Here is an 18,815-nt window from a genome sequence, read left to right as displayed (position 1 = left end):
CCATGCTCAGACCTGCCCGCCCCGCCGACGCCCAAGCCGTCGCCAGCCTGCTCATCGCCGCACGCCGCACCTGGCTGCCCTACGCCCCCTCACCGCACAGCGATGATGCCGTGCACGGCTGGGTGCAGCATGTGCTGCTGCCGGACGGGGGCGTCAGCGTGTGGGAGGCCGACGGGCAGATCGTCGGCGTGCTCGCCACCGCCCAGGACGAGGCTGGCGGCTGGATCGAGCAGCTCTACCTGCTGCCCGGCCACGCCGGCCAGGGCATAGGCAGCCAACTGCTGGCGCATGCCCACGCCACACTGCCGCGCCCCGTCCAGCTCTATACCTTCCAGCAAAACGACGGCGCACGGCGCTTCTACGAACGCCACGGCTATCAGGCCGTGCAGTTCCGCGACGGCAGCGACAACGAAGAGCACTGTCCGGACGTGCTTTACCGCTGGCCGGGCTGATCCGCCCGGATAAAGGCCAGCGCCTCGGCCAGCGTGGCAAAGGCGTGATCATGGCCGGAGCAATCCATCGCATATTCCGCTGGCCGAACCGGCGTCACCCCCACGCCATGCCCCGGTGTCAGTTCCAGCTGGTAAGCCGCGCCGGCCTCCTGCCACACGTGCAACCACAGTGCCATCCCGTGCGGATTCATGCTCAAGCGCCAGCCCGGCAGATCCTGTTGGACCGCCAGCAGCGTGGCCTGCCAATCCGGCGCAGCTTGCACGCTAGCGCCCGCCCAGCCGCGCCAGCAAGCCCTGCTCCACCGCCGGCCAATCCAGATCGGTGATGGCATACAACACGCTATCGCGCACATGGCCGGTCCAGGTGATGCGATCGCGCCGCAACACCCCCTCGCGCACCGCCCCCAGCTTGGCCAGCGCTGCCTGGCTGCGCAGGTTGCGCGCATCGGTCAGCAACTGCACCCGCCGCGCGCCACTGGCAAAGGCATGCTGCAACATCGCCAGCTTGGCGGCCGGATTGACCTGGCCACCGCGCATGTCCGGCCGCAGAAAGGTGCCGCCGATCTCCACCATCTGCTGCGCCGGGTTAATGTTCAGATAACAACTGGTGCCCACCACCTCGCCACTGGCGCGGTCGCGCAGCGCATAACCCACCCAGTTGCCCGCCGCCATCCGCGCCGTGACATGCGCCCACCAGCCATCGAAGCCATCCCCCTGCCCGTTGAAGGAAAACAACTGCCAGCCCGGCGCATCACAATCCAGCGCCGCCTGCACCCCGGCGCGGTTGGCATCGTTATACGGCTCCAGGTGCAGCCAGTCGTTGTGCAGCGGCTTAGGGGCAAGGGCAAAGCGATGATCAGTCATGATGAAAGCGCAAGAAAAAGGTTGTGTATGCGGGCACTACTGGCCCAGATAAGCGGCCCACTGCCCCGGCTGCGTTTCGGCCATCAGCTCGCGCCACAACGCCGATTGGCGGTCCCAGGCTGCGCTGTCCAGCCAGCCCAGCCCGTGGGCGCTGCCCATGTCGATCTGCAAGGCCAGCCACCACAGCTGGCGCACCACCACCAGCAACGGAATCGCGCCGATATCCGCATGGCTGAGCGAGCGCACCTTGAGATAAGCATCAATGAACGGCGGGCAGCGTGCGGCGACTTGGCGATACACCCGCGCCATCCAGCAAAACACCGCCAGGTCATACACACGCCAGCCGGCACCGCAGCAATCAAAGTCGAAAAACACCAGCTGCTGGCCCTGCAGATGCGCGTTCTGCCCATGCGTATCACCGTGGCAAAAACCGTAATCCAGCCGGGGGGCCAGCGCGGTCAACCGCTCGGCCAGTTCGCGCTCGATCTCCTGCAGCAAGGCCAGATCAGCCGGACGCTGCGTCAGCAAGAGCGCAATGCGCTGCACCGGCTGGTGCAGCAAATGGGCCAGATCCAGCTCGCGCGGCCACGGTCCCAGATAACCGACACTGGCCTGATGCAGCCGCGCCAGCGCCTCGCCATAGCAAGCAGCCTGTCCGGCAGCCAGCTCATCCTGATAGGTCGGCAATACGCCGTCGATATAGTCGAATACCGCGACGTAGCGCTCGCCCTCCGGCGCCTGCACCGCATACGACACGGGATTTTGCAGCTGCAGCTGCAGCTGCGGTGCCGCCACGGCAGCGCCTTGCTGCTGCAGGAAGTGCAGCAGCTGCAGCTCGCCGTAAACGTGGCGCCACGTGCGCCAGCCATGCCGGTAAACCCGCACCAGAAAATCACCCACATCGGTACGCAGGCGATAACTGTCATTCACGCCATGCGCCCAGAACTGCACGTCGCTCAGCGTGCCCAGCGGATATTGCGCCAGCACATAGCGCGCCACCGCACCAGCATCCAGCACGCTATGCGCGGGTGCCAGCAGGGGCAATTCGGGCCTATGCAACTTGGGAAGCGGGTTCATCGGTCTCCGGGTCAGGGGCTTGCAGGGGGGCGAATATGGCAGCACGGTGGCCAGCCTCACCCGCCCGCGTAATTGCTGCGGGCAATGCCATCGACATGTGCTATACGTCAGCAACACGCTAAATTTGTGCGGCGCAATAAATAGCCTCAAGAAATAACATACGTCATTTCATGAAAGCAAGGCCGATGCAAAGCGGCCTGCCTGCGCCGCCCTGCCCCTCACCTCACGGAGCACCACCCATGCGCAATTACTTTATCGAAGTCAAAACCGCCGATGAAAGCGATGCCGGCACCAATGCCAATATCCGCATCCGCATCATCGGCGCCAACGGCACCACCAGCCAGGCGCTGCTCGATACCAGCGGCCATGATGACTTCGAGCGCAACTGCCGCGATGTCTACCCGCTCAGTCTCGAAGACGTCGGCGCCCCGCAGGCCATCGAGGTGGCCCACACCGATGGCGGCTCGGCCTGGAAGCTGAGCTGGATCAAGGTCAGTGCCGAGAACACCTCCAACACCACCAGCAATGCCGGTACCTGGGGGGCGCAGTACAACGATTGGCTCAATGGCCAGACCGTGCAGCTCACCCTCGCCCCGGCCAACAGCCAGCAAACCTGGCTCAGCCTGATCCCCGACAGCACGCCGGTACACGACCTCAACATCCCCGGCACGCACGACAGCGCCACCTTCAAGCCCGCGCATGCCTACGACCAGTGCCAGACGCTGACCATCCGCCAGCAGCTCGACCTCGGCATCCGCTTTCTCGACCTGCGCCTGCGCTGCTTCATCAACCCCAGCGCCGCCAACCCGATCCTGCCGGCCGCGCAGCGCGAAAACTTCACCATCTATCACAGCAGCAACTGGCAAAACCTCTACTTCGACGCCGATTCGTGGGTCAATGACAAGAACATGAGCAACTTTCCGCTGCAGGATTGCCTCGCCTTCTTGCAAGCCTTCCCCAGCGAAACCATCCTGATCAGCATCAAGCAGGAGCACTACGACAACAGCACCGAGCAGAGCCGCTTTGCCCAGGCCTTCAAGGACCTGATCGCCCGCCACGACAACGGCAAGAATTTCTACACCGGCACCCAGGTGCCCACGCTGGAAGACGCGCGCGGCCGCATCGTCATCATCAACCGCGATCAAAGCATCGGCAGCGGCTACGGCATCGACTGGAGCTGGCCGGACGCCGACCGGGGCATCCAGCAGATCAACGGCCTGTATATCGAAGACAACTACATGGATACCACCACCAGCGCCAAGGAGGGCAACATCAAGCAGAACCTGCAGCAAGCCAACGCCAAGCAGGCCGGCCAGACCACCTGGTTCGGCACCTTCACCAGCTGCGCCCCCGGCAACGCCTCGCCCTACGCCTGGGCGAACACTATCAACCCCTACGTCGAAAGCTATATTGACGGTGTCGGCACCGGCGCCTTCTACGGCACGGTGATCATGGACTACCCGCCCAAATCGCTGGTGGACAAGCTGGTAGAGCGTTACATGGTTGCGTTCTGATCGGCTAGGCCCGGCCGCCCATGCGGGCGGCCCTTAGCGACCGATTGAAAGCGGCAGTACAAACCGGCAGCCCTCACGGGCCGCCGGTTCATCGTCCAACAACGCACCGAGCGGCAACTCGCCGTGCAGCTTGCCCACCCAGAAATCGAGCGTCGACGCCACCGGCTGCAACCAGTCAGCCATCACCGCAATATCGCTGCCTTTCAGTGAGGCCGCCTTGATCTGAAATACCGGCAGAAAGCGGCAGTCGAGCAACGTGGCTAGTGCACCCAGCATTTGCGGCAAGGCATCCAGCGCTGCCAGCGCTGGCCAGGCCGTGCGATGCCGATAGCGCATTGACTGTGCCTCGACTTCCAGCGCGTGCTCCGGGCGCCAGCACACCTTGAATGCCTCATCGCGCCGCTGCAATGTGGCCGTCCAGCCAAGCAGGCGCGAAAAGCCCAAGCCGAACCAGAGCGCATCCGGCGGCAGCTTCGAGCGCCGCACCAACCAGTCATCAAGCGGTACGGTGGAGGCCGCAAGCTGGAAACCCCAGTCGGGGTGCTCATCAGCCGGCGGCTGCATACCCTTGGCCTGCAACCACGCTTCGGCGTGCGGGTTGAATGGCAGACTCAACACATCACCCTTCCTGCGCCATCTGCTGCTTAAACGACATCACGATGAACTCCGCCGGATGGACGACTGCAACCTGCACCGTGGCCTGCATATAGCCATTGAGGATGTCATCGGCCGTCATGGTGCTACCCAGGCCAACCGCAACTGAAAAGGCATCAGTCGGCTTTGCCCCCTGCAACCCGCCCTGCTCCCACATAACGGTAAGATAGGAGTCGATCATGGATTTGACGGCGGCCCAGGTATTGGCGTCGTTGGGGCTGAACGCAAACGCGCGCAGCGACAGCTTGATCGACTGCTCCACCATGATGATGGTGCGGCGCACGCTCACATAGCGCCAGTCCTGGCTGTTGCCGTCCAGCGTGCGTGCGCCCCATACCAGAATGCCCTGCCCTGCGAAAGCGCGGATGGCATCGATCGATTTGCCGCTGACCGCATCCACGTTCAGCTCGGCATGCTGCGCATCGCTGAGCTTGACCGGCAGCGCTACCGCCCCCGCCAGGCCGACATTGGCCGGCGAATGCCACACGCCAACGTCGGCATCATTCACGGTGTAAACACCGGCCATGGCGCTGGCCGGCGGCAAGGTGTTGGCCACGGCCGTCACCTGCGTCAGGATTTGGGCGTAGACGGGGCTGGCAGCGACCAGCGCGTTGTTCAGCTGGCTATTGCTCTGCGTGCGCTGCGCAGCAGGCAGCTGCATTTGCGCCAGAATGCCGGCCGCATCGGCATTGGGGGCGGACGGCGGATTGAGCAAGGGCAACAGCTGGCTGGCATCGCCGCCAAACAGGTTGGTGAAGTCGATCTCGCCCGGCTGCATCACACTGGTGGTGACATAAGGATAATAGGCCGCGCCATAGTCCAGCCCCTGCTGGCCGGTATTGTGGCGGAAGGCGGCAATATCCAGCGCATAGCGCTGCGGCTCGGGCTGGTGCCCGCTCGGCACATCCAGCAGGCACATGCAGCTGCCCAGCGTACTGGCCTGCAGCAAGGCCGCCTGCATATAGGCGGCATTGTCGGCGTCAGACAGCTGCACCGCATCCGGGCACAGGTAGAGCGTGGGTTCTTCCTCACTGTTCAGCGCCTGCAGGCCACCCAGCAGATCGGCCAGCCGGATGTTGCCGTTGACGGCCCGCTGCACCGGGTGGGTCAGCGGCAGGCCCGATGGCGGGCCATACGGCCCCACCGCCACGATATAGGCCGTGCCGCCGCCATTGGCGTAAAACCAGCGCACGGCGTTGTAGAGCTGGTAAATCGTATCCGGGTCGGGCAGCACCGATTGAAACTGCCCGTTGATCTGCAGATACTCGCCACACGCCGGCTGCGCCGCCTGCGGCAACAGATAGTACTGCGGGCTGTACTGCTGCACCGGATCGGCCGGTGCGGGCGGATCGGGCAGCAAGAAATACGCGGCAAACTCGGCCAGCGAGCTAATGCGCACCGGCTTGCCGTAATACGACTTACCGCCGTAATCGGCGCGCGGCAGATAACCGATGAAGGCCGGCACCGCCGTCGCCACCGGGACGACGCTATCCGGAAAGCCGTTGATTTCGTTGATGTAGGTACCGGGGGTATTCAGGCTAAGGGGCATTGGGGGTCCACTCTCGTGCGGGAATCAAACAACAGGCGCAGTCGTGCCATGTGCCATGCTCATTGCTCGCGCAGCGGCGCCGGCTTGGCCTCGCCCTCGCTGCGCGGAAAATCATTGCTGTTCAGCTGGAAAATCGCGCCACACTCATTGGGCAGCGGTGCCGGGTCGGCCGAGCCGAATGCATCGGCCAGCAACGGGGTGTTGATCCTGTCGGCCAGGATGGGGATTTGCACCTCGGCCAGCACCTGCTCGCCCGGCTTGCCATTGCACAGCAGCCGCACCGCATTGCGCGCCTGAAAGCCGAACGACTGCCCCATGGCCGCCAGCAGATCATCCTTGCGCACCGCCATGCCATAGCGGCTGCCGATCAGCTTGCCCCAGCCGCTATCGCGGAACTGGCGCAGCAAATTGCTCATGGTGCGGAAGTAGCTGGCAGGCTCGAACTCGAAGCACACGCCGTGCTTCTGGTATTCATAATCCGCCAGGCACGATGCCATCGCGCCCGGCATGTCCACCGCCAGCGCCTGCGCCAGTTCGCCGTCGAACTGCAGCGGCTTCTTGGGGCATTTGTTGGCCGCATCCACCGCAGCAAAGGCCAGCGGCTGCGCCGCACAGCCAAAGCGATACCAGCGCGCCAGCTTCTGATAGTAATCGGCATCCTGCATCTTGCCGGCCAGGCTGGCGGGCAGATCGGGCCACAGGCCATGCACGGTGAGGTATTGCCGCGCGTCGGCATAGGCCGGGTCCTTGCGGCACTCGGCCGGCAGCGGGCCATCCTTCTTCTGCAGTTGCTGCTGGCAAAACGCCGGCTGCCACGACAGCGCCAGCACGTACTGGCGAAAATCACCCAGCGCCTTGGGCTGCAAGGGCGCCTCGGCAGCGGCGGCAGTGGCGCCAACCAGCAACAACAGGCATGCAATGCGTTTCACTTCGGGTTCTCCAAGGCAAACCGGCCTGCATCGCTGCAGGCCGGTCAAGATCGACAGCCCCCTCCCAGCACCGCTGACAAAACCCAGTGCAATGGTGCTGGCAAGGCGCGCGAAACGCAGACAGTACAAAACGTACGGCCAGTGAGCGCAACGCCGCCAGCAGGGTTTTATCTGCGGTGCTTACTGCGTGATGCTGTCCGGTTCCAATACCAGCGTCAGCGTATCCACATTGGCCGGATTCAGGCTGGCAAAGACCGGTGCAAAACGGTCAGAGTAAGCGAAATTATAGGCTTGCGACAGCGGTGCCAGCGTGGCAGCCCATTGGTTGTAATAGCTGGCGCCCGGCTGCAGGCCGGCAAAGAACAGGCTGGGTGACACCGTAAACCATTGCTGGCTGGGCAATGCCCCCACTGCGGTGCTGCCCGGGCCGTTGCTGGGCGTGCTGCTGCCCAGCGCGCCAATGTTCAGGCCCGAGAACAGATCGCCGCCGATCCAGCCATACACATCGTTGCCCGGATTGGTCGGCCCCACGCCATTCAGGTAATACGCCGCGTTGCCGCCATAAATGCCCGACGGGTTGGTCAGATCGGCATTCTTGTACACGATGGTCACCGTATCGTCCGACAGGCTGAGCTTGCCGGTAAGGGTGATATCCAGATTCACATCGATGGTGGCCTTGAAGCTGTACTGCTGCGGCGCGGTCGGCCCGGTGCTTGGCGCATTGGGGCCGACGCCGGCAAAGTTGCCGGCAATCAGCGCGATCACGCCATCGCCCAGCCCCGGCCCGAGCAGATTCGGATCGGTGCCAAAGCCCAGCGTGGCCTGCAGGTGGCCCAGATAGCCGTTGAACAGATCATACGGCGTGACCGGAATGGCACCCGGCGGCGGGTTGACCGGCGGATACGACGACGGGCCGATGATGCGCGCAAACGCCGTGCCCGGCACCGGGCCAGTGCCATACTGCTGGAACTGCCCCGGCACCAGCGCCGGCAGCGGCGTGCCATCCACCCCGCCCGGCCCGGCCAGGCCCGATACCGGCGGCGTGGTCAGCGCGTTCAGCGCGGTGAATACCTCTTGTGCGCTGGTCTGGCCCTGCAGGCCCACCACCGTCTGCACCGTATTGCCGTTCAGGCTGGTCTGCAACGTCAGCGGGATCGACCAGTAATCGATGCTGGTCAGATTGGCCACATCGGCCGGCGCACCGGTAAAGGTCATCTCGAACTTGTCATAGCGCAGATAGAAGTTCGGGTCGGTTACCGCCTGCGCGGGCTCATAGCCCGCACCCTGCACCGCCCACGTCGTGCCGTAGGCCACATACACCCGGCCGCTGAACGAGCTGATGCTCACGCCCTGGGCCAGCTCGGCCAGCGTATACCAGTTACCCGTGCCGGCCGCCGCATTCAGCGGCTGCAGCGCAGCGCCACCATTCAGATTGGTGATGGTGAATGCATCGCCATTCGAGCCCGGCACAAAACCGATCGATACTGTCGACGTGTCACTTGTACCGCGCAGGTCAGAAAATTGCAGAGTCAAAGCCATCCGGGACTACTCCTGAGCAAAGCCGGCACCATGCCGGCTGAAAAGTAAACGTGCCCCGGCGCCTCACAGCGCCAGGCAGGAAAAATCAGGCCGCAGCCGGACTGGGGGCTGGAGCCGGGCTGGGGGCCGGCGCAGTCGCGCTCACGTAGTAATTCACCAGCTGCAGATAGGTCGGCGCCCACTCATGCTTGAACGCCTTCGCGCCATGCGGCGGCGGCAGCGTCTTGGCCTGCTCGGGCGTAATGCCCAGATACTTGACCTGGTACGCCGCCGTGAGCGCGCTGGTGCGATCATGGCCATGCTCGCAGTGGTAATAGATCACCGTATTGCTGGCGGTGTTCATCAGATGGTTCAGGAACGTCACCTGCTCGACAAAGCGATAATCCCTGGGCTCGACCAACCGGCAATTGGCCGGGTCGGTGCAGCCCTGCACCGGATACCAGATGATGCTGCCCTTGTTGCCCGCCACACTGCTGCCATACTGCTTGGTCACATCCAGCCCGTTGGCCGCCGGCGGCCATTTGGTGGCCGGAAAAGTGCTGTCGAAATCCGTCGTGCTCATGCCATACGCCACGAACTCCGCCTCCAGCACCGGCCGCTCGCTGCCGGGGATGTTGTCGATCAGCGACATATCGATCAGCGTGTAATTGGTCAGATTGAAGTTGTTGCCGATCAGCGTCTGCAGCCGCGTGTTGAGCGCGTCATAGGCAAAGGTCTTGCCATCGGCCAGCAACGGCTCGTTGCCGCGCACCAGATAATTGCCATTCAGCTGTTGCACCACAAACGTGCGGTCGGGCAGGTAAACGGGGGCAGTCATCCAGCATTCTCCTCAGGGTCGATACGGCCGTTTCAAACAGCCAGATTCAGGGCAGCCCTATGGTGATAGGCAAAAACCGCCCGCAGTGCCAACACAATGCAGGCAATTTATGAAAGCTGTGTGCATGGGCTTGAAGTGTGTGGCGTCAGACGATAGGCTGGTGCGCTTGCCCAAGGAAGCCAACAGATGGCACAAATCGATGAGCTGGCGTTGCAGAAGCTACTGGAGCCAAGCGCCAATAAGGGCCGACCCCGTTTGATAAGACGTGCAGAAGTGTCTGATCTCGCTTTGCTGCAGGCCGCTAAACGCCTGGAGGTAGCCCTGCCGCATAGTTACTGCGCATTTGTAACGCGCATGGGTACCGTCGTTCTGGATGACGAATTGACGTTGCTGCCCCCAGAAGAGCTTTACGATCTCGATATCCCGGATACACCCTTCAACGGCTGGATCGTGATCGCCATCGACGGCACGGGAAATCTACTGGCGTTCGACCCTGATGACCCAATGGTCGAAGGTGAGCGGCACGTCAAATATGTCAGCCATGATCCGTTCGGTCATGGCGTGCTCGCGCCCACATTTGCGGCTCTGATTGAGCAACTGGCAGCAAGCTCGGCAAGCTATCTGGGTGCACTAGAGCGCCTAGCCAGAATCGAGGAAGTCGATGCGCCACCTCAGCTGCGTAAGCCATGGTGGAAACTGTGGTAGTCCCCACGACCCAATTTTGCCGAGGGAATCAAATACCGTGCACGAAATGGAGCAACAACTCATCGACCTGCTCGGCAACATCGCCATGTACAACGACAAGGGCTGGCAATGGACCGGCCACAGCCCGGCGCAGATTGCCAGCACACGCGATGGCTTCCAGCGCAGCCTGCTTGCGCTGCAGGCAAACATCCCCACTGCCCGCCTCGGCGCCGAGCTGGTTGCCGCGATTGAAAACGGCACGGCCGCCAATGACGACAGCGGGCGCTACCGCGCGCTGGCGCTAGCCCGCTTTGCATCGAATGAATGCTGAGTATGTGCGCTTGCACACACCACCCCACATCGCTCCCGCCCACCCCGACGACGCCCCTGCCATCGCCCGCATCCACGTCGCCGCGTGGCAGGCCGCCTATGCCGGGCTGCTGCCGGCCGACTGGCTGGCCGCGCTCGACGTGGCCGAGCGCACCCAGATGTGGCACGCCTGCATCACGCGCGGCCACCCGGCGCTGCGAGTGGCGCAGGTCAATGGTGAAATCGCCGGCTGGATCTGCCACGCCGCCGCGCACGACAGCGCCGACCCGCAACACGCCGAGCTGCGCGCGCTCTATGTCGCCCCCTCCCACTGGGCACGCGGCATCGGTCGGGCGCTGTGGCAACATGCGCGCCAGGAGCTGGCCACCGCCGGTTACACGTGCTGCCATGCGTGGGTGTTGGAGGGCAACACACGCGCGGCACGTTTCTATTATTCACAGGGGTATACCGAACACCCGCCAGCAAGTCGGGCGCTTCAAATTGGCGAACAGCAGGTTAATGAGTTGTTTTTCTGCACAGCGCTAAAAAAGAATTGACCAGCACAAAATTCGGCCCGCCAGATAAAAGGCCTCACACCTAATCATTCAGTACATAAAGCGAGTGCAACATGGAGCATGAAAATTCAGACTTCATTACGATTGTTGGATCGGCATACTATCAGCCAATTACTGATTTGATAGATCGCCTTTTACAAGAAAATGCGCATGACCCCCAGCGCACTTCGATCAGTACCACAGAAAACGGATACGCCTGCGCAACCATTATTTTACTCATCACACTATTGGAATCCTTCACGTCCAGAATATTTTTTCTCAATCATTTTTATTCCGGAAAATACAAAGGAAAATCATCTCCTTGCGAACTAATAATTGGTTGTTTTCCAGACATAGATAATAAAGAAAATCTGGAGGAAGTTTTATTACTTAGAAATATCATTACCCATAATCACGTATGGCACTTCGACCCTGTCGATATTGATCATTCATCACTAAAAACCTTGAAAACCGCAAAGAATATTGGGTTTAAACCCAACAAAAATTACGATACAATCGTAGAAGATGGTAAATGTGAAACTAAGCGACTACACCTGCCAGCCTACCCCACTGCCGTAGGCGTACGAGAGGTGGGTATCACATTCCATGTTGTCTGGGAAACCCTTTGCTTCATGAATAAGAAAAGTTCTAGCGACACGCCACTGGTTGGGCAGACCGTCGGATTCAGGGGAAAGCGCATCCAGTTTTCTCAATTGCTGTCGCTATTTCCAGCATTTGACATCGCTATAGAGCAATCTGCGGCAGGGTAGATAAAATTCCTCAATTTCAGTGATAGCGGCCATGTCCGCCGACCTGCAAATTGATTATGCCGCTTGCGCACCAAAGCACGGCAATATTCGCGACAACCAAGAAAACGATTCCAATGAGCTGGCTCTGCAAGCAATGCAACGCCGACAACGCGCGCGACGGTAGCCACTGCGCAGTCTGCGGTGCACCCACGCACCGGCGCTGGCCGGCAGCAGCCGAACTCCGTCCCCCAGCGCCACCGTTGGCCTGGTGGCAGCCGGGTCTGCTGCAGATGCTGCTCCCCGAGGGGCTGATCGCCCTGCTGCTGTGGCTGGCCACGCCGGTGTTTGCCGCCCGGCTCATCCTGCATCAGCAGCTGCTCAGCGCCATTGCGCTGGCGCTGGCAGGACTGATCGGCATGCCGGTTTTCCTGGTGCTCATGCACCATCGCTAGCGGCTGCTGGCCTGGCTGGTGCTGCTGGCTTACCTGTTCCTAGCCCTTGTCATCTTGTCTCAAGCCGGCTGATCCCCAATGCCACCATCCGCCCCGCCCAACCCGGCGACGCCCCCATCCTGCAACAGCTTTATACCGAGCTCACTGGCGATCCTGCCGTTTATGTAGTGCCGCAGCATCTGGCCGACCTCGCTGCAGACCCGCGCACCTGCCTGCTGGTGGCCGAGCAGGCTGGCGCCGTGGTTGGCAGCGTGCTGATCAATCTGTGCGCCGACGTGATGTACCGTGGCCAGCCCTTTGCGGTGCTGGAAAACATCATCGTCAGCGCTGCCGTACGCGGCCGGGGCGTGGGGGTGGCCCTGCTGGCAGTGGCCGAACGTCATTGCCGCGATGCCGATTGCAGCAAGATCATGCTATCCAGCAGCGCCAGCCGGGTGGATGCGCACCGCTTCTTCAGCCGTGCCGGCTTCAATGGCGATGCCAAGCGCGGCTTCGTCAAATATCGTCGCCATTTTGGCGAATAAGGCCGCATCCAGCACTCGCCTACGCCATCCGGCCGGTGTGCCTTGGCACCCGCCCGGCACATTGCTTGTATTCACCAGTGTATGTAACCTGCCAATCCCGTCCGCCCAGGTCATGCCATGCAATTCACCCTGCTGCCCCACGATATCGATGAAACCCGCGCGCTGATCTATCGCTGGGAAATCCATGACGCCGCCGGCACCTTGCTGGGCCGCTATGTCGGCAAGGCCGGGCGCGGATCAGGTCGCCCGCGCTATAACTACCGCCGCAATGTACGCCGCCTGCTGGCCGGCATTGCCTACCGCCCCGCCAAACCGGACGCCTACCGCAAAGTCCACCGCGCACTGGCCCAGGCCCATCTGCACGGCCACATCATCACGCTGGCCTTCCTGTGCAATATCGCCGAGGGCGAAAACATCAACGATGTCGAGCAGCACTACATTCGCACCCTCGACTGCAGCGGCGAAGCTGACTGGCAGTTGAACGGCTGACTTCGCCACAAATGCATCACATTTGTATGGAAATAATGTATCAGTTAGGTGTAAGAAATTGTGCGGGATTTTCGCGCCACAAAACTCTGCGATATCGTCGGCAGCATGACCGCACCCGCGTGCGGCAATAAAAATCTTACAAATGCGCAACGCCGAGGACGCACGATGGAATCCTGGATCTTCAAGAAAATCCGCAACACCAGCCGCACCCGCCTGGTGGCCTGTTGCGGGATCATCATCGTGGCCTTGCTGGCCTGCGTGGCCAACCGGGTTTACCTGGTCAACTTCTTTGCCGGCCCGCACCTGCAAAAGCCGGAAGAACTGGCCGCCATCAGCGATGTCACCGCCTATGACAAGCGCTTTGCGCGCATCGTCGGTACCGACGTCATCAACACCGGCATGCGCGAAGTCGTCACCAGCCGCAGCAAATCCGGCGTGGAAACCACCGAAGCCGAATACAGCATCTACGCCGTCAAGGTCGGTGATCGCTACCTGCCCATCATCAGCGACAGCGGCTCGCACCTGCAGTACAACGGCGAGCTGGTGACCATGCCGCGCGAACTCTCCGTCGAGCTGCCCACCACCGCCGCCGAAGGCAAGCCGGCCTTCTACCCCTTCGTGCTCGACAGCAGCAAGAACTACCGCACCCCCGGTTACTGGGGCCTCGGTGCGCTGGCCCTCGCACTGGCCGCTGCCGCCTACGGCATCAGCAAGGCGCGCGGCTATCTGCGTGACCCGTCCAGCCACCCGCTGATCCAGCGCATGAACGCGTGGGGCAAGCTGACCGACATCTCGCACCAGATCGAGCGCGAGCTGCGCAATCCGCGCATCAAGCTGAGCGGCGCCAAACTCACCGAAAACTATGTCATCAAGCAGTCGCTGTTCCACTTCGACGTCGCCCGGCATGAAGACCTGGTATGGGCCTACAAATCGGTCACCCGCCACAGCTACAACTTCATTCCCACCGGCAAGACTTATGCCGCCATCTTCCACTGGAACGACACCCACTTCACCCTCAGCGGCAAGGAAAAGCACGTCGATGCCGCGCTGGACCTCTGCGCCCAGCAAGCCCCATGGGCCATGTTCGGCTACGACGCCGATCTGGAAAAGGAATTCGGCAAGCGCAAGCACGAATTCACCAGCATGGTCTCGCAACGCCGCCAGGACACCCTGGCCAGCGCTGCAGCCTGAGGCCCTCCCGCCGGCAGGTCGTACCGCCTGCCGGCACACCTGCCCGCCCCGACCGGGGTGTCAACACACCTCACCAAGACGCCATGACGGCACCCTGGGTCATCAAAACCATACGTAGCGTCAGCCGCAACCGGCTCATCGGCTGGTCGGGTACGCTGGCGCTGCTCATCGTGTTCGTCATTGCCTATCCCCCAGGCACCCTGTTCGACCACAGGATCGAAGACTGGGCGGCCATACTGATGGCGCCGGCCTTTCTGCTCTTCCATGCCGCGTATGGTCTTAGTGAGGCCAGCCGCCACTATCTCGATCCATCCACGCATCCGCTGTCCAGGCGCATCCGCAACTGGGGAACGCTGGCCGACGTGTCACGCGATATCGAGCACGAACTACGCACGCCGCACTGCAAGCTGGACGGCGCCAGGTTCACCACGCGCTTCATCATCATGCGCACCTGGTTCAAGGTCGACATCCTCAGGCTGGAAGACCTGATCTGGGCCTACGAATACCAACAGCACGACAGTGATTCAAGCCGCCAATGCGTCAAGCTGCACTGGAGCCATACCAGCCGCGACCTGATCGTCGGCTGGGGCAACGCCAAAGCCGTGCTGGACCACTGCGCCCAGCAAGCCCCATGGGCCATTGCCGGCTTCAACCGCGAGCTGGCAACCGTCTTCGAACAGCGCAAGCCGGAAATCATTGCACTGGTCCAGCAACGCAAACAGCAAATCCTGGCCGACGCGGCGGCTTGACCACGCCATCCGACTGAGCCAGACCCGATCAGCCCCAGTCGGCAGCATCACGCCATCCACCCTCAACACACCCGGAGCTTCCGGCATGGCGCTGCGCTATCCGCACCTCATTGCCCTCTTCTGCAGCGTCCTGCTGCTGGTTTGCGGCATGACATCCGCAGCGGCAACGCAGCAATGTGGCCCGGCCACCATCGTGCTGATCGGCAAGACGCTGCAAGACCCGGACTTCGACGGGCCGGATGCGCCGGACAAGGCTGCCCCTGCCGGCATCGTCGCCACGGCCTGCCGGGCGGCGCCGCAGCGCGGGCTCACCCTGGCCGCCGTTGCCTACCAGAGCAGCGCCGGCTATGAAAAGAAGCTGGTCATTGCGTTGCTGGACCCGGCCAGACAGCAGGTCGTTGCCAGCTATCGCGGCAAGATCGACGAAGACGGCGCCACCCGGGTGCGCGATGACAGCCTGCATTTCGATGCACGGGCCTATGCACTGGCACCGGGCGTGTCGGCCTTCGGGCTGGAGATTGATGCGGATGCAGATGCGTGCATGCTGGAAGGTGGCCTTGGCCCGTTCAAAATCCTCTATATCCGCGACGGGCAACAAATCAGACCCGTTACCCCGTCCATTCATACCGGAGGCTGGCATCTGCTGCGGGGCCAACGCTGCACGGATGGCGGCGAAATTTTAATCCAGCAAATGCGCACGACCATCAGCACCAAGCCGGGCAAAGCGCGGGGCTGGCATGATCTGCAACTGGACACCCGCACGGCATTCATCCGCTTGCGCGAGCGTGAGCACGACCAGCGGATGCGCATCCTTCGCAGCACGCCTGGCCACCGCAAAACCACACAGCGCCTGCACTACGATGGCACGCAATATCCGCTGGCCGGTTGGGAAAAAGCCCGCGATGCGCTGTGGCGCCCGCGCTGATTCCCTCGCGGTCTGCCGTCAACCACACCGCAACGGCGGTCGTTACATCCCCATCGGCGCGGCACCATGCCGCCCCACGCTCAACTTTGACCAGGCCCATCATGTCCGAACCCGCCAAGGAAAGCTGGCTCAGCCAGCTTGCCCTCACCACCGTCCTCCTCGCCGTCTGCGCCACCTTGGCCACCTTCAAGGGCGGCGGTTATTCCACCAAAAGCGTGATCGCGCAGGCGCAAGCCTCGGATCAGTGGGCCTACTATCAGGCCAAGAGCACCAAGCAGAACCTGTACGAGCTGCAGGCAGTCCAGCTGGAATTGCAGGCGCAAGCCCTGCCAGCCGGCAACAGCGCGCAGGCTGCCTTCCAGGCCAAAGCCGCCGACTACCACGACAAGGCCACGCGCTACGAGCAGGACAAGAAAGCCATCGACGCCAAGGCGCGCGAGCTGGAGCAGGTGCGCGACGAAGCGCAGCGCCACAGCAAGCCCTTCGGGCTGGCGGTGATTTTTCTGCAGGTTGCCATCCTGCTGTGCTCGATCGCCGGGCTGATGAAACGCCGCCTGATCTGGCTGGGCGCGTTGCCGGTGGGCCTGATCGGCATCCTGCTGTTTGCCGACGGGTTTTTGCTGTTCTGGTAGGCACAATTAACTTCGCCCAGAACGCATGCAGCAGCGGGAAAGCACCACGCGTTGCTGTATGCGCACCACACCCTGCAGCAGCCCATAGCCCCCAGTCCGCAGCATGGCCCATGATGGCGCCATGCCCACCCTCCCCCGCCTGACCGCGCTGCTGCTGTGCTGCGCGTTATCGCTGTCGCTCGCTGCCGATGCCCCGCTCAACCTGCGCCTGCAAGGCGGTGGGCGGGCCTGCTCGGGCGGCTTGTTCGTGCGCGATCGCACGCTGGAGTGGCACAGCAGCTTCAGCACCTGCCGCAGCACACCCTACCGGGTGCTGGCGCGCACGCCGGTCGAGAGCAAGGCGCACTATGTGCTGGCCTTGCAGCGCCCCTCAGCGCATTGCTTCTACCGCTTGATCGAGCTGGAGCAGGTCGGTGAATTCCAGTGGAATGCCACCGGCTACCAGCACTACGCCGATTACGAACATCGTGACGACCCAGCCTGGCTGCAGGGCGACCCGGACGGGCGCAATACGCTGAGTTGCCCCATGCATACCCGCTAGCCGCAGCTCAACGCGCCAGCGGCAGCGCGCTCCAGGCCAGTGACGAAGCAAACAGCAGCAGCACCAGGGCCGCGCCGCGCTGCACGCGCAACGGTGATGCATGCCGCCCGGCGCGCTGCAGGCTGGCGCCCAGCGCCATCCAGCCCACACTGATCGGCAGCAATACCACGGCAAACACCAGCATGGCACTGGCGTAGTGACGGGCATCGGCAAACGCGCCGGCGGGGAAGATGCTGCTGGCAAACAGCAGCGCCTTGGGGTTGAGCAAGGTGGTGGTCAACAAGGCGCGCCAGCCCGGCGCGGCGGGGGCGCCATCGGCCAGATCGCGCGTGCTGCGCCACATGCGCCAGGCCAGCCAGAGCAGATAAGCCGCGCACAGCAGGCGCAACAGCCCCGGCAAGGCCGGCCAGCGCTGCGCCAACCGCGTCAGCCCCAGGCCCCACGCGCTGATCGCCACCGCATAGGCCAGCAGCTCTACCCCGGCCAGCGACAGGCTGGCACGCACGCCACGCCGCAGGCCCGCTGCCGCCAGCAAGGTATTAGTGGGGCCGGGCAAGGCCAGCAACAGCGCCACACTCAGCGCAAACCAGCCGGTGGCGGCAAACGTATCCATAAGCTGATATCGGGTGGTAAACCAGCCTTGTAGCACACGGGGCAGCTGCAGGCCAAGGCCGGCCACCGGCCGCCTCAGTCCAGGTATTGTTCAAGCAGCTTTTGATAGCGACCGCTGTGCCGCAGCTTGTCGAATGCTTGTTGCCAGCGCTGGTGCTCGGCATCCGGCACGCTGCTGGAAAGCGCGATATAGCCGCTGGCGCGATTGACCACGACCGGTGTTCTCGCCACCATCGCCGGGTCTATGCGCGCATTGTGCAGACGTTGCGGCAGGCCGAACTCCGCCGTGGCAACAAAATCGACCCGGCCCGCCGCCAGCATTCTCAGGCAGCTTTCATACGAAATATTGCGCACCAGCCGCGCAAAGCCCTGGCGGCTCAATGCCTTGTCGTTGACGTTGCCGTTGAGCACGCACACCGTCTTATCCTGCGCATCGGCCAGCACCTTGATGCCCGAGGGATGGCGGGCATTTTCGTAGAGATAATCGGTTTCGTCCGAAATCGGCCCCACCCAGCGCATGGTGCCCTCCCGTTCCTCGGTACGGCTGACATTGAAGAACGCGATGCCCTCCTCATGCTGGACGATGAACAGCCCGCGAGCAAACGGCACCTCGCGCACTTCGGCATGGATGCCCAATGCCTGCGCCAATGCGCGATACAGCTCCAGATAGAACGCGCGCTTGCCCGCATGCGCTCTGCCGCGCAGCACGCCATCCACCTCGTTCGCCTCCGTACCCAGGCTGTGGGTGTACACCTGCCATTCCGCGGCCCCGGCCATGCCGCACGCCGCAAGCAACACACAGGTCAAGGCTGCCCGCCATGCTCTGCCGGCACGCAGCGCCACACCCTGCGCCCCGAGACTGTTCCGCCCCTTGGTCATGCCTTCTCCTGTTCCCCTGCACAGACCCGCACCGTCATCGATGCAACGGACTGCCATTTGCACATGTTGCACTGCAACTCGTCAGTTCAACACCGGCAAAACCCCACTTTACACCCTCATTTCCTATCGC

At 62.7% G+C, this 18,815-nt stretch carries 24 protein-coding genes; 14 read left to right on the top strand and 10 right to left on the bottom strand.

Translation table 11 applies throughout. From position 1 onward, the window contains the following. The first annotated feature begins 2 nt into the window (after positions 1-2). On the top strand, positions 3-452 hold the full coding sequence (locus tag B9A19_RS04380; protein WP_084089335.1) for a GNAT family N-acetyltransferase: 450 nt from the start codon (positions 3-5) through the stop codon (positions 450-452). On the opposite strand, the gene B9A19_RS04375 is transcribed toward B9A19_RS04380, so the two are convergent. From B9A19_RS04375 to B9A19_RS04365, 3 genes are read right to left on the bottom strand one after another with little or no spacing between them, the layout of a single operon-like run. After that, positions 434-715 carry a hypothetical protein gene (locus tag B9A19_RS04375; RefSeq protein ID WP_084089334.1) on the bottom strand — a complete coding sequence of 94 codons (282 nt, stop codon included), beginning with the start codon at positions 713-715 and terminating at the stop codon, positions 434-436. The genes B9A19_RS04380 and B9A19_RS04375 overlap by 19 nt on opposite strands. Position 716: 1 nt before the next feature. Beyond that, on the bottom strand, positions 717-1,316 hold the full coding sequence (locus B9A19_RS04370) for a GNAT family N-acetyltransferase (protein WP_084089333.1): 600 nt from the start codon (positions 1,314-1,316) through the stop codon (positions 717-719). A 36-nt stretch (positions 1,317-1,352) separates the two neighbouring features. Next, positions 1,353-2,393 (bottom strand): phosphotransferase enzyme family protein, encoded by a 1,041-nt coding sequence (locus tag B9A19_RS04365; RefSeq protein ID WP_084089332.1) that lies wholly within the window; start codon positions 2,391-2,393, stop codon positions 1,353-1,355. 239 nt (positions 2,394-2,632) lie between these two features. Here B9A19_RS04365 and B9A19_RS04360 point away from each other — a divergent pair, with 239 nt between their 5' ends. After that, complete coding sequence (locus B9A19_RS04360; protein WP_176216767.1) at positions 2,633-3,907, top strand: PLAT/LH2 domain-containing protein; 1,275 nt, start codon at positions 2,633-2,635, stop codon at positions 3,905-3,907. Between the two features lie 33 nt (positions 3,908-3,940). Here the strand turns inward: B9A19_RS04360 and B9A19_RS04355 are convergent, their stop codons facing one another. From B9A19_RS04355 to B9A19_RS04335, 5 genes are all read right to left on the bottom strand, one after another. After that, positions 3,941-4,525 carry a hypothetical protein gene (locus B9A19_RS04355; RefSeq protein WP_084089330.1) on the bottom strand — a complete coding sequence of 195 codons (585 nt, stop codon included), beginning with the start codon at positions 4,523-4,525 and terminating at the stop codon, positions 3,941-3,943. Position 4,526: 1 nt separating this feature from the next. Next, entirely contained in the window at positions 4,527-6,110 is a 1,584-nt protein-coding gene (locus tag B9A19_RS04350; protein WP_084089329.1) for a phage tail sheath family protein, read from the bottom strand. Positions 6,111-6,169: 59 nt separating this feature from the next. Beyond that, positions 6,170-7,039 (bottom strand): ribonuclease T2 family protein, encoded by an 870-nt coding sequence (locus B9A19_RS04345; RefSeq protein ID WP_176216766.1) that lies wholly within the window; start codon positions 7,037-7,039, stop codon positions 6,170-6,172. Between the two features lie 180 nt (positions 7,040-7,219). Beyond that, positions 7,220-8,578 (bottom strand): beta-1,3-glucanase family protein, encoded by a 1,359-nt coding sequence (locus tag B9A19_RS04340; protein WP_084089327.1) that lies wholly within the window; start codon positions 8,576-8,578, stop codon positions 7,220-7,222. Positions 8,579-8,663: 85 nt separating this feature from the next. Continuing rightward, positions 8,664-9,395 (bottom strand): protein-tyrosine phosphatase family protein, encoded by a 732-nt coding sequence (locus tag B9A19_RS04335; protein WP_084089326.1) that lies wholly within the window; start codon positions 9,393-9,395, stop codon positions 8,664-8,666. A gap of 186 nt (positions 9,396-9,581) precedes the next feature. On the opposite strand from B9A19_RS04335, the gene B9A19_RS04330 reads away from it, so the two are divergent. The 12 genes from B9A19_RS04330 to B9A19_RS04285 all read left to right on the top strand — a co-directional run bounded on the left by B9A19_RS04330 (position 9,582) and on the right by B9A19_RS04285 (position 17,194). Then, entirely contained in the window at positions 9,582-10,100 is a 519-nt protein-coding gene (locus tag B9A19_RS04330) for an SMI1/KNR4 family protein (protein WP_084089325.1), read from the top strand. 46 nt (positions 10,101-10,146) lie between these two features. Continuing rightward, a complete protein-coding gene (locus tag B9A19_RS04325) occupies positions 10,147-10,410 on the top strand; it encodes a hypothetical protein (protein ID WP_084089324.1) in 264 nt (87 codons plus the stop codon). A gap of 10 nt (positions 10,411-10,420) precedes the next feature. Next, positions 10,421-10,945: a GNAT family N-acetyltransferase gene (locus B9A19_RS04320; protein WP_176216765.1), complete on the top strand. Its 525-nt coding sequence runs from the start codon at positions 10,421-10,423 to the stop codon at positions 10,943-10,945. 71 nt (positions 10,946-11,016) lie between these two features. Continuing rightward, positions 11,017-11,712 carry a hypothetical protein gene (locus B9A19_RS21985; RefSeq protein ID WP_139798649.1) on the top strand — a complete coding sequence of 232 codons (696 nt, stop codon included), beginning with the start codon at positions 11,017-11,019 and terminating at the stop codon, positions 11,710-11,712. 113 nt (positions 11,713-11,825) lie between these two features. Then, positions 11,826-12,143 carry a hypothetical protein gene (locus B9A19_RS22450; RefSeq protein ID WP_176216764.1) on the top strand — a complete coding sequence of 106 codons (318 nt, stop codon included), beginning with the start codon at positions 11,826-11,828 and terminating at the stop codon, positions 12,141-12,143. A gap of 167 nt (positions 12,144-12,310) precedes the next feature. Beyond that, positions 12,311-12,667, top strand: coding sequence for a GNAT family N-acetyltransferase (locus tag B9A19_RS04315; protein WP_217806984.1), 357 nt, complete (start codon positions 12,311-12,313; stop codon positions 12,665-12,667). A 117-nt stretch (positions 12,668-12,784) separates the two neighbouring features. Then, positions 12,785-13,156 (top strand): hypothetical protein, encoded by a 372-nt coding sequence (locus tag B9A19_RS04310; protein ID WP_084089322.1) that lies wholly within the window; start codon positions 12,785-12,787, stop codon positions 13,154-13,156. Between the two features lie 165 nt (positions 13,157-13,321). Continuing rightward, a complete protein-coding gene (locus B9A19_RS04305) occupies positions 13,322-14,347 on the top strand; it encodes a DUF6709 family protein (RefSeq protein ID WP_084089321.1) in 1,026 nt (341 codons plus the stop codon). A gap of 83 nt (positions 14,348-14,430) precedes the next feature. Further along, on the top strand, positions 14,431-15,096 hold the full coding sequence (locus tag B9A19_RS04300) for a DUF6709 family protein (RefSeq protein ID WP_084089320.1): 666 nt from the start codon (positions 14,431-14,433) through the stop codon (positions 15,094-15,096). A gap of 85 nt (positions 15,097-15,181) precedes the next feature. Then, a complete protein-coding gene (locus tag B9A19_RS04295; RefSeq protein WP_084089319.1) occupies positions 15,182-16,021 on the top strand; it encodes a PA3715 family protein in 840 nt (279 codons plus the stop codon). A 101-nt stretch (positions 16,022-16,122) separates the two neighbouring features. Further along, positions 16,123-16,653 carry a DUF4337 domain-containing protein gene (locus B9A19_RS04290; protein ID WP_084089318.1) on the top strand — a complete coding sequence of 177 codons (531 nt, stop codon included), beginning with the start codon at positions 16,123-16,125 and terminating at the stop codon, positions 16,651-16,653. A 121-nt stretch (positions 16,654-16,774) separates the two neighbouring features. Continuing rightward, positions 16,775-17,194 (top strand): hypothetical protein, encoded by a 420-nt coding sequence (locus B9A19_RS04285; RefSeq protein ID WP_139798648.1) that lies wholly within the window; start codon positions 16,775-16,777, stop codon positions 17,192-17,194. Between the two features lie 7 nt (positions 17,195-17,201). On the opposite strand, the gene B9A19_RS04280 is transcribed toward B9A19_RS04285, so the two are convergent. Together B9A19_RS04280 and B9A19_RS04275 are read right to left on the bottom strand one after the other, a co-directional pair. Next, entirely contained in the window at positions 17,202-17,807 is a 606-nt protein-coding gene (locus tag B9A19_RS04280; protein ID WP_084089563.1) for a LysE family translocator, read from the bottom strand. A 74-nt stretch (positions 17,808-17,881) separates the two neighbouring features. Then, entirely contained in the window at positions 17,882-18,583 is a 702-nt protein-coding gene (locus tag B9A19_RS04275; RefSeq protein ID WP_176216763.1) for a substrate-binding periplasmic protein, read from the bottom strand. Positions 18,584-18,815 lie beyond the last annotated feature (232 nt).

It is taken from the genome of Andreprevotia lacus DSM 23236 (assembly GCF_900176275.1).
Taxonomy (GTDB): Bacteria; Pseudomonadota; Gammaproteobacteria; order Burkholderiales; family Chitinibacteraceae; genus Andreprevotia; species Andreprevotia lacus.
Note: the sequence above shows the minus strand (reverse complement) of the source record. Positions and strands in the feature narration are given on the sequence as shown.

Bases quoted from the DNA above. Each gene is read 5' to 3' on its own strand.
- B9A19_RS04380 (WP_084089335.1), top strand. From the start codon at position 3: ATGCTCAGACCTGCCCGCCCCGCCGACGCCCAAGCCGTCGCCAGCCTG.
- B9A19_RS04370 (WP_084089333.1), bottom strand. From the start codon at position 1,316: ATGACTGATCATCGCTTTGCCCTTGCCCCTAAGCCGCTGCACAACGAC.
- B9A19_RS04365 (WP_084089332.1), bottom strand. From the start codon at position 2,393: ATGAACCCGCTTCCCAAGTTGCATAGGCCCGAATTGCCCCTGCTGGCA.
- B9A19_RS04360 (WP_176216767.1), top strand. From the start codon at position 2,633: ATGCGCAATTACTTTATCGAAGTCAAAACCGCCGATGAAAGCGATGCC.
- B9A19_RS04350 (WP_084089329.1), bottom strand. From the start codon at position 6,110: ATGCCCCTTAGCCTGAATACCCCCGGTACCTACATCAACGAAATCAAC.
- B9A19_RS04340 (WP_084089327.1), bottom strand. From the start codon at position 8,578: ATGGCTTTGACTCTGCAATTTTCTGACCTGCGCGGTACAAGTGACACG.
- B9A19_RS04335 (WP_084089326.1), bottom strand. From the start codon at position 9,395: ATGACTGCCCCCGTTTACCTGCCCGACCGCACGTTTGTGGTGCAACAG.
- B9A19_RS04330 (WP_084089325.1), top strand. From the start codon at position 9,582: ATGGCACAAATCGATGAGCTGGCGTTGCAGAAGCTACTGGAGCCAAGC.
- B9A19_RS04325 (WP_084089324.1), top strand. From the start codon at position 10,147: ATGGAGCAACAACTCATCGACCTGCTCGGCAACATCGCCATGTACAAC.
- B9A19_RS21985 (WP_139798649.1), top strand. From the start codon at position 11,017: ATGGAGCATGAAAATTCAGACTTCATTACGATTGTTGGATCGGCATAC.
- B9A19_RS22450 (WP_176216764.1), top strand. From the start codon at position 11,826: ATGAGCTGGCTCTGCAAGCAATGCAACGCCGACAACGCGCGCGACGGT.
- B9A19_RS04310 (WP_084089322.1), top strand. From the start codon at position 12,785: ATGCAATTCACCCTGCTGCCCCACGATATCGATGAAACCCGCGCGCTG.
- B9A19_RS04305 (WP_084089321.1), top strand. From the start codon at position 13,322: ATGGAATCCTGGATCTTCAAGAAAATCCGCAACACCAGCCGCACCCGC.
- B9A19_RS04300 (WP_084089320.1), top strand. From the start codon at position 14,431: ATGACGGCACCCTGGGTCATCAAAACCATACGTAGCGTCAGCCGCAAC.
- B9A19_RS04295 (WP_084089319.1), top strand. From the start codon at position 15,182: ATGGCGCTGCGCTATCCGCACCTCATTGCCCTCTTCTGCAGCGTCCTG.
- B9A19_RS04290 (WP_084089318.1), top strand. From the start codon at position 16,123: ATGTCCGAACCCGCCAAGGAAAGCTGGCTCAGCCAGCTTGCCCTCACC.
- B9A19_RS04285 (WP_139798648.1), top strand. From the start codon at position 16,775: ATGCCCACCCTCCCCCGCCTGACCGCGCTGCTGCTGTGCTGCGCGTTA.
- B9A19_RS04280 (WP_084089563.1), bottom strand. From the start codon at position 17,807: ATGGATACGTTTGCCGCCACCGGCTGGTTTGCGCTGAGTGTGGCGCTG.
- B9A19_RS04275 (WP_176216763.1), bottom strand. From the start codon at position 18,583: ATGGCCGGGGCCGCGGAATGGCAGGTGTACACCCACAGCCTGGGTACG.